The organism is Rhodococcus sp. (in: high G+C Gram-positive bacteria), from assembly GCF_049299235.1.
Classification (GTDB): domain Bacteria; phylum Actinomycetota; class Actinomycetes; order Mycobacteriales; family Mycobacteriaceae; genus Rhodococcus.
This window is the reverse complement of the sequence record NZ_JBAQXC010000005.1, coordinates 1-8,551: the sequence shown is the minus strand read 5'-3', so window position 1 is coordinate 8,551 and position 8,551 is coordinate 1. Positions and strand designations below refer to the sequence as shown.

6 protein-coding genes are annotated in these 8,551 nt (G+C 66.1%); 4 read left to right on the top strand and 2 right to left on the bottom strand.

All coding sequences use genetic code 11. From position 1 onward, the window contains the following. Positions 1-3: 3 nt before the first annotated feature. Both WAX14_RS00275 and WAX14_RS00270 read left to right on the top strand, forming a co-directional pair. Positions 4-1,296, top strand: coding sequence for a uracil-xanthine permease family protein (locus WAX14_RS00275; RefSeq protein WP_422626103.1), 1,293 nt, complete (start codon positions 4-6; stop codon positions 1,294-1,296). Positions 1,297-1,411: 115 nt separating this feature from the next. Further along, complete coding sequence (locus WAX14_RS00270; protein WP_422626102.1) at positions 1,412-2,554, top strand: acyl-CoA dehydrogenase family protein; 1,143 nt, start codon at positions 1,412-1,414, stop codon at positions 2,552-2,554. A gap of 71 nt (positions 2,555-2,625) precedes the next feature. Here WAX14_RS00270 and lexA read toward each other — a convergent pair whose 3' ends face one another. Next, positions 2,626-3,327, bottom strand: a complete 702-nt coding sequence (gene lexA, locus WAX14_RS00265; protein ID WP_422626101.1) for a transcriptional repressor LexA — start codon at positions 3,325-3,327, stop codon at positions 2,626-2,628. Positions 3,328-3,611: 284 nt separating this feature from the next. Here lexA and WAX14_RS00260 point away from each other — a divergent pair, with 284 nt between their 5' ends. Continuing rightward, positions 3,612-4,112 carry a LysM peptidoglycan-binding domain-containing protein gene (locus WAX14_RS00260; protein WP_422626100.1) on the top strand — a complete coding sequence of 167 codons (501 nt, stop codon included), beginning with the start codon at positions 3,612-3,614 and terminating at the stop codon, positions 4,110-4,112. Between the two features lie 180 nt (positions 4,113-4,292). Next, on the top strand, positions 4,293-4,769 hold the full coding sequence (nrdR, locus tag WAX14_RS00255) for a transcriptional regulator NrdR (RefSeq protein ID WP_422626099.1): 477 nt from the start codon (positions 4,293-4,295) through the stop codon (positions 4,767-4,769). Positions 4,770-4,814: 45 nt separating this feature from the next. Here the strand turns inward: nrdR and hrpA are convergent. Then, positions 4,815-8,551, bottom strand: a 3,737-nt coding sequence (hrpA, locus tag WAX14_RS00250; RefSeq protein ID WP_422626098.1) for an ATP-dependent RNA helicase HrpA, incomplete at its 5' end; no start/stop codon positions are given.

The following is an 8,551-nucleotide window of genomic DNA, read 5'->3' as shown; positions in this document are numbered from 1 at the left end:
GTCGTGAACGAACCGGTGAAGACCACGAACTGGACCCGCGTCGGCGTGGGCTGGACGTTGCATGGCGACGGTCGGCGCATCGCCCACGGCGGGGTCGTCGACCCCGGCGAACGGTTGTCGTGGCCGCGCACGGTCGGCATCGGTATGCAGCACGTCATCGCGATGTTCGGGGCCACCCTGCTGGTTCCGACGATCACCGGCTTCCCGGTGACGACGACCCTGCTGTTCTCGGGTATCGGCACCGCGCTGTTCCTGTTGATCACCCGGGGGCGTGTGCCGAGCTATCTCGGTTCGTCGTTCGCGTTCATCGCGCCGCTCACCGCATCGGCGGCGGACGGCCCTGCCGCGCAACTCGGTGGAATCGTCGCGGTCGGTCTGCTCCTCGTTGCCGTCGCCCTGGTCGTCAAGGCACTGGGTGCCGGCGTGATCGACGCCGTGATGCCGCCAGTCGTCACCGGTGCGATCGTCGCGCTCATCGGCTTGAACCTGGCGCCCACCGCGGTCGGCTCGTTCGAGGCGCAACCGCTGGTCGCGGCGATCACACTGATCGCGATACTGCTGGTCACCGTCCTCGGCCCAGGGCTGCTCGGGCGGCTCGCCATCCTCGTCGGTGTCGTGATCGGCTGGGTGTTCGCCGCGGCGACGGGCGGCCTCGCCGAGGATCGGGTCACCTCACTGCGAGATGCCGCGTGGTTCGGGATCCCCGAACTGCGCGGACCGACCTTCGAGCTGTCCGTGGTGCTGGTCGCGCTGCCCGTCGTGATCGTCCTCATCGCCGAGAACGTCGGGCACGTCAAAGCGGTCGCCGCGATGACCGGGCGCAACCTCGACGACGTTGCCGGTGACGCCTTGCTCGCGGACGGGCTCGCCACGACCATCGCAGGCTTCGGCGGAGGATCCGGCACCACCACGTACGCCGAGAACATCGGGGTGATGGCTGCCACCCGCGTCTACTCGACCGCCGCATACTGGGTTGCCGCCGCCACCGCCGTCGTCCTTGCCTTCTCCCCGAAGTTCGGTGCGCTCGTCTTCACGGTCCCCGACGGTGTTCTCGGTGGCGCGACGCTGGTGCTGTACGGCCTCATCGGCATTCTCGGTGTTCGGATCTGGATGGACGCGAAGGTGGACTTCACCGACCCGGTGAACCTCACGGTCGTGGCGGCGGCACTCGTCGCCGGTATCGGCGACCTGACCTTGGCGGTCGGATCCGTTGAACTCGGCGGCATCGCGTGGGGATCCGTCGGCATTCTCGTCGCCTATCCGATCCTGCGGAAGCTGGCTGCGCTGCGACAGTGATCGGTCGCCCGGACAAGCGACAAGTGTCACAAAACGTGCTCGCATCCGTCAGCGTCACAGTGGGTGGTGCTTGCCTACGGTAAGGCCGACACTCGCCGCGACCACAGGAGCACACATGGAACGCACCCTCTTCGAGCCCGAACACAACCTCTTCCGTGAGTCGTATCGGAAGTTCCTCGAGCAGGAGGTGGCGCCGTTTCACGATCAGTGGGAGAAGGACAAGATCGTCGACCGGGAAGTCTGGAAGAAGGCCGGGGCGCAGGGATTTCTCGGAATGGCGGTACCCGAGGAGTACGGCGGCGGCGGCGTCGACGACTTCCGGTACAACGTGGTCCTCACCGAGGAGACCACCCGCGGGCTCTACAGCGGTGTCGGCTTCATGCTCCACAACGACGTCGTGGCGCCCTACCTGCTCAACCTGGCGAACGAGGAACAGAAGCAGCGCTGGCTGCCGGGTTTCTGTTCCGGCGAGATCATCACCGCGATCGCGATGACCGAGCCCGGTACCGGCAGCGATCTGCAGGGCATCACGACGCGTGCGGTACCGGACGGTGACGACTGGATCCTCAACGGTTCCAAGACGTTCATCACCAACGGCATCAACGCCGACCTGGTGATCGTCGTCGCCTGCACCGATCCGGAGAAGGGCGCACAGGGGTTCTCGCTGCTCGTCGTAGAGCGCGGCATGGCGGGCTTCGAGCGTGGCCGCAACCTCGACAAGATCGGTCTCGACGCGCAGGACACCGCGGAGTTGAGCTTCGACAATGTACGCGTGCCCGGCACGAATCTGCTCGGCGAAGCGGGCCTCGGCTTCGTCTACCTGATGCAGAATCTTCCGCAAGAGCGCCTGTCGATCGCCGTGGTCGCCGCGGCCGCGATGGAGCAGGTTCTCGCGGACACCCTGCAGTACTGCCGGGACCGCAAGGCATTCGGCAAACCGATCGGCCAGTTCCAGAACTCCCGCTTCGAACTCGCCGAACTCGCCACCGAAACGCAGATCGCCCGGCTGTTCGTCGACAAGTGCGTCGAGCAACTCAACGCAGGCACCTTGACCGTGCCGGAAGCGGCGATGGTGAAGTACTGGACCACCGACAAGCAGGTCGAGCTCATCGACCGGTGCCTGCAACTGCACGGTGGGTACGGCTACATGCGCGAATACCCGGTCGCGAAGGCGTATCTCGACGCACGCGTCCAGAAGATCTACGGCGGAACCAACGAAATCATGAAGGAGGTCATCGGTCGTTCGCTGAACATCTGACGGCCCCACCGGAGACAACGCCGGGGCGGTATCGCGCGATATGGTTCCGCCCCGGCCTCGTTGGCCGGACCTCAGATCTTCCGAATGACGGTGACGACTTTGCCGAGGATGACGGCGTCGTTGCCCGGGATCGGTTCGAACATCGGATTGTGCGGCATCAGCCACACGTCTTTCTTCACCCTCTTGAACGTCTTTACCGTGGCCTCACCGTCGAGCATCGCGGCGACGATGTCGCCGCTGTCGGCGACATTCTGTTGCCGCACGACCACCCAGTCCCCGTCGCAGATCGCGGCGTCGATCATCGATTCGCCGACGACCTTGAGTAGGAACAGCGAACCTTGGCCGACCAGTTCGCGGGGGAGCGGGAAGATGTCCTCGACGGACTCTTCGGCGAGGATCGGTCCGCCGGCCGCGATCCGGCCCACGACGGGAACCATTGCGGCGGATGGCACTTCCGCCGCAGCAGCCGTCTCGAGCGCCGCATCCGACACGACCGAGCTGTCTGCGAGACCGCGAACATCGACGGCGCGTGGCCGATTCGCGTCGCGGCGCAGGAAGCCTTTACGTTCGAGTGTCCGAAGCTGGTGCGCTACCGACGAGGTCGAATTGAGACCGACCGCGTCGCCGATCTCCCGAATGCTCGGCGGATAGCCGCGCTCGGCGACCGAATCTCGGATAACTGCGAGGACACGCCGCTGGCGGTCGGTGAGACCCGCTGTCGCATCGGCGGTGGCAGTCCGGGTTGTGCCGATCGCGGAGTTGGCGTCCGTCATGGTCGTGACCTCCGTGTGCGTCGAGTGTCGGATGTGCTGCATGTGATGTGTCGAATCTATCCGCATTCTCGGGCGTTATCAAACACTTGTTCGAGATTTCGGCGTCGATGTGCTGACAGCAGAATCCCGGCGTGGTAGAAATTCGAACAGATGTTCATTCGAACCTGTGATCGAATAGTGGATCGGCATCGATCGAACAAGTAGGCGATCATGCGCGCCGCGCGCGGCCGATTCGAGTACCGCAACCGATCGAGCACCACAACCGATCGAGCACGGAGGACCCGATGGGTACAGCAGTTCGCCGAACCGAATGGAACGAGTTCACGTCAGCGTGGGTGCGGACCGATGCTCCGGTCCGTCGCCGCGACGCGCGGATCTGTCAATTTCCGGTACGCCCGCCGTCCATGCGCCCGAATGCGGGGCGCACCGAGTATCGACGCCGGGTATCGCCGCCCGTCTCGTGTGCCCATCGCACCAGCCCACCACGACTGTCGCCGGCGGCGGCCGTGCGGCAGACGGCGATCACGGTGGTGCTCACCGCCACCGCGCTGATCGCGATTCTCGGTGTCGCCCACCTGCGGACGAGTGAGGTCGCAGCAGGTGTGCCGCGTACCGACGTCGCAGTCGTCCGGATGGGGGAAACCCTGGTCGATGTCGCCGCCCGGATCGCGCCCGGAGCGGACCGGGCCCGGGTCGTCGAGCAGATCGCCGAACTCAACGTGTTGCCCGGCGTCGCGGTGCGTCCCGGGCAGCAACTCGTCGTTCCCGTGATCGGGCGCAGATAGGTGGCCGTGCCCGGTCGGGTACCGGACCGCCGGGGTGAACCGGGTCGACGGGTATTGTCGTGTCCAGTCAGTCACACCACCCCGCGTGGTCGCGTCGAGGCGGATCCACCTCAGGCCGGAGTCGACCTCGGGAGGACGGTTCGACGTCGCGGCCAGCGCGGCAGCGACGAAGGAAACGACATGTATTGCCCGTACTGCCGGCACCCGGATTCTCGGGTCGTCGACTCGCGCGAGGCAGATGAGGGTGCCGCGATCCGTCGGCGCCGAGCATGCCCCGAATGCGGTCGCCGATTCACCACTGTCGAAACTGCAGTCCTGTCGGTTGTCAAGCGGAGTGGGGTGACCGAACCGTTCAGCCGGGAGAAGGTCGTGCGTGGTGTCGCGCGCGCGTGCCAGGGACGTGCCGTCGACAACGACGCGTTGAATCTGCTGGCGCAGCAAGTCGAGGACGCGATCCGGGCGAAGGGCTCCCCGGAGGTGCCGAGCCACGAGGTGGGACTGGCCATTCTCGGACCGCTGCGGGATCTCGACGAGGTCGCGTATCTACGCTTCGCGTCCGTGTACCGGTCGTTCAGTTCGGCGGAGGACTTCGAGCGCGAAATCGAGGAGTTGCGCGAGCATCAGGAACGCCGCGCGATCGATCCGGCCGCCGGTTGAGTTCCTTCTGTCGGTTCCTTCCCGCCGTCGAGCGGCGATCGCGGCTCAGCGAATCATGCTGATCGACTTGAGGATTCTCTTCTCGGACACCGGAATCCGAGTGCCCAGCCCCTGCGCGAACAGGCTCACCCGCAGCTCCTCGATCGCCCAGTACACGTCGTTGACGTCCCGGCCGGTCCGCCGCTCCTCGGACAGTCGGGCGAGCAGCCGATCGTACTCGGCGTAGATCCGGTCGAGAACGTCCATGCCGGTGGCGTCGCGCCCGGCGCTCGCCGGCAGCGCTTCGAGGCGCTGCGCGGCCGCGGCGAGGTAGCGGGGGACGTCCGCAAGGCGACGTCCACCGAGTTCGGTCACGAATCCCGCGAACAGCAGCGACGACACTTGCTCGCGCACATCGTCGGCGGCTTCGCCGCGGACCCGATCGAGCAGTACTCCGACCTCGTGCGCCCTGGTCAGAGTCGGCACGACCAGTTTCAGCAGCGCCGAGACCCGGCCGGGCAGTTGCGCGCGAACCGTCTTGGTCATCGCATCGAATTCGGCGGGCGTGCGGATCGGTGCGCCATGCGCCGCGACCAGTTCGTCCACCGCACAGGCCCGGCAGTCGTCGAGCAACGCGTCGAACGAGCCGTCCGGATTGCGACCCAGCGCGAGTCTCTCCGTGTTGGACAGGCCCGAGGTGGCCGCCCTGGCCTGGGTCGGGACAGCAGCGAGCAGCAGTGATCGCAGCCCGATGCGCGTGGCGACCCGTTGTGCCTGCGGGGTGCTGAGTACGCGGACCGCGACACCGCTACCCTCGTCGACCAGCGCGGGGTAGCCCGTCACCTGCTGACTTCCCACAGTGCGTGTGACCGTCTCGGGCAGGCTGCCCAACGTCTCCGCCGTCCACACGAGAGCCGGGTCGCGTTCCGTGCTCGACGCGGCACGAGCCACCTCGGCGTCGACACGCACCGACAGCGACGTGCGCAGGGCAGCCAGGCTCTTGCTGTGCCCGAGGACCTTGCCGCGTTCGTCGACCGCCGCGTACGTCAGCCGCAGATGCTCGGGCAGTGCCGCGACGTCGAACGCGTTCGGTTCGATGCGGCAGTGTCCGAGTCGAGACAACTCCCTGGCCATCGCGTTGACGAGCGGTTCACTGCGCGGGGTGACCGACGCGAGTGCCGCCGTCGCGAAATCCGGCGCCGGCACGACTTGTCGCCGAAGCTGTTTCGGCAGGGTTTTGATCAGTGCCGTGACCAGTTCGTGGCGCATGCCAGGCACGAGCCAGTCGAATCCGACCGGACGGATACCAGCGAGCAGTGCGACGGGGATGCGTGCAGTGACACCGTCCTGCTCGGTCCCCGGCTCGAACTGGTAGGTGAGCGGGAATTGCACATCACCCTGTCGCCACGCGTCGGGATACTCGCCGTCCAGCACTGTGGCGGCATCCTGATTGACGACAGTTTCCGGTGTGAACGTCAGCAGTTCGGGATCTTGCTGCCGAGCCTTCTTCCACCACGTGTCGAAATGCCGGGCGGACACGGCACTGGGGCCGACTCGCTCATCGTAGAACGTGAACAGTGCCTCGTCGTCGACGAGGATGTCGCGTCGCCTGGCTCGATGCTCGAGTTCCTCGACGTCGTCGAGCAGCGCGCGGTTGGTGTGGAAGAACCTGTGTCGCGTACGCCATTCGCCCTGAACCAGCGCGTGCCGGATGAACAGGTCACGTGAGGCCTCCCGGTCGATTCCGCCGTACTGCACCGGACGCTGCGCGACGAGCGGAATGCCGTAGAGCGTGACGCGCTCGTAGGCCATCGCCGCCTCACGTTTGGTCGACCAGTGTGGTTCCGAGTAGGTGCGCTTGATCAGGTGCGGGGCCAGCTTCTCGACCCATTCGGGTTCGATCCGGGCGGCCATGCGGGCCCACAATCGAGAGGTCTCGACGAGTTCCGCGGCCATCACCCAGCGGGGTGGTTTCTTGAACAGTGACGATCCCGGGAAGATCGCGAACCGGGAGCCGCGCGCGCCGAGGAAGTCCCGTTTGTCGCCCTCGCGTAATCCGATGTGGGAGAGCAGACCGGCGAGCAGTGACTGGTGGATCGCGTCGTCGGAAATCTCCTGGTGGTGGGTCTCCCAGCCGAGGTTCAGAGTGATCTGACGCAATTGTCCTTGCAGATCCTGCCATTCGCGGATTCGCAGCCAGTGCAGGAACTCGTTCCGGCACATCTTCCGGAACTGGTTGGAGGACAATTCCTTCCGTTGGGTCTTGAGATAGTCCCACAGGCGCAGGAACGCAAGGAAGTCCGAGCCCTCGACCGTGAAGCGGGCGTGCTTCTCGTCGGCGGCCTGTTGGAACTCGGCAGGCCGTTCACGCACATCCTGGATGGACAGCGCGGCCACGATGATCAGCACCTCGCGCAGACAACCGTTGCGGTGGCCCTCGACGATCATCCGTCCCATCCGCGGATCGACGGGAAGCCGTGCGAGCTCACGGCCGGTCGCGGTGAGTATCGGCAGTTCGTCGCGTTTGGCCGGTTCGAGCGCACCGAGTTCTTCGAGCAATGCGATCCCGTCCCGGATCGCACGAGGGTCCGGGGGTTCGACGAACGGGAACGAGGCGATGTCCCCGAGGCCGAGCGCGGTCATTTGTAGCACCACCGACGCCAGATTCGTGCGCAGGATCTCCGGCTCGGTGAACTCCGGACGACCGTCGAAGTCCTCCTCGGAGTACAGCCTGATGCAGATGCCGTCCGCGACACGGCCGCACCGTCCGGACCGCTGCCGCGCCGAGGCCTGTGAGATTTCTTCGATGGGCAGTCGCTGCACCTTGGTCCGCACCGAGTATCGGGAAATCCGCGCGGTACCGGGGTCGACGACGTACCGGATTCCGGGGACGGTCAGCGACGTTTCGGCAACGTTGGTCGACAACACGACCCGCCGACCGGCGTGCGGAGTGAAGACCTTGTGTTGCTCGGCCGCCGACAGCCGCGCGTACAGCGGCAGGATCTCGGTGTTGCGGAGTTTGCGGTCGCGCAACGCGTCGGCGGTATCGCGGATTTCGCGCTCGCCGGAGAGGAACACCAGGATGTCGCCGTCACCGGCCTGCTGCAGTTCCTCGACCGCCTCGCACACCGCATCGACCGGATCCCGGTCGATCAACTGCTCACCGACCTCGACGGTCAGCGGCCGGTACCGGATTTCGACCGGGAACGTCCGCCCCGACACTTCGACGATCGGTGCCGGTGTCCCGTCGGGGGAGGCGAAGTGCCGGGCGAACCGTTCCGGGTCGATCGTGGCCGAGGTGATGATCACCTTCAGGTCCGGCCGACGCGGCAGCAGTTGCTGCAGGTAGCCGAGGATGAAGTCGATGTTGAGACTGCGTTCGTGTGCCTCGTCGATGATCAGCGTGTCGTATCGGCGCAGCATCGGATCGCGTTGGATCTCGGCGAGCAGGATGCCGTCGGTCATCAGCTTGACCAGCGTCGAGTCCGACACATGGTCCGTGAAGCGCACCGTGTAACCGACCGTCTCACCCAGTTCGGTGCCGAGTTCCTCGGCGAGACGTTCGGCGACGGCCCGCGCCGCGATGCGGCGCGGCTGGGTGTGGCCGATCAGGCCACGTACACCGCGACCGAGTTCGAGACAGATCTTCGGAATCTGCGTGGTCTTCCCCGAACCGGTCTCGCCGGCCACGACCACCACCTGCCGGTCGCGGATCGCGGCGGCGATGTCGTCCTTGCGCTGAGACACCGGCAGCGTCTCGGGGTAGGTGATGGTGGGCACGGCGGCGGCACGGTCGGCCAGGC